This window comes from Pseudoalteromonas sp. Z1A8 (assembly GCF_011378855.1).
Lineage (GTDB): Bacteria > Pseudomonadota > Gammaproteobacteria > Enterobacterales > Alteromonadaceae > Pseudoalteromonas.
On the sequence record NZ_WTLB01000130.1, the window covers coordinates 1 to 722 of the forward strand.

1 protein-coding gene is annotated in these 722 nt (G+C 40.6%); it reads left to right on the forward strand.

The features are described from left to right. Positions 1–72: 72 nt before the first annotated feature. Positions 73–722, forward strand: a 650-nt coding sequence (locus GQR55_RS19995) for a transposase (protein ID WP_166421967.1), incomplete at its 3' end; no start/stop codon positions are given.

Here is a 722-nt window from a genome sequence, read left to right on the forward strand (position 1 = left end):
GATTGCTTTTTAACCTTGAATCCATTCATTCGCTGTGATCTAATAGATATTATTCACCCACGGTAAACTGTTATGGCTAACTATAAGCCTGACTTATCCTGTCAAAATAAATTCATTCCTATCAATTTCGCTGAGCAAATTTTGCCTGGCACCTTTGAGTATGCCCTTTGTTATATTGTCGAAAATAAACTCGACTTATCGGGCTTTGACGCGTGGTATAACAACGACAAAACAGGCGCTGCTGCGTATCCGCCTTCGGTAATGCTAAAGATTATTTTACTGGGTTATGCACATGGATTTATCAGTAGCCGTCGGATTGCAAAGGCTTGCGAGCATAATATTTTATTTATGAGTGTGTCGGGAGATATTCAGCCGCATTACACATCAATAGCGGGATTCGTGGCCAAAATGCATGAACAGATTGAGCCGCTTTTTACGCAAGTACTGATGATATGTGATGAGGAAGGCTTGATAGGCCGCAACATGTTTGCCATTGATGGGTGTAAATTAAAGTCCAATGCAAGTAAGGAGTGGAGCGGCAAATTCGATGAGTTAGACCGCAAAAAAGCAAAACTAGAACGCGCAAGCAAACGTATTATTGAACGCCACCAATCACAAGATGGACTGAGTGAAGAGTTGATAACTCAGGATTTAAAACAAAAAGAGAAGCTGGATAAAAGTGCAGATAAAATCACCGAGTTCTTAGCCACTCACAAAGAAAA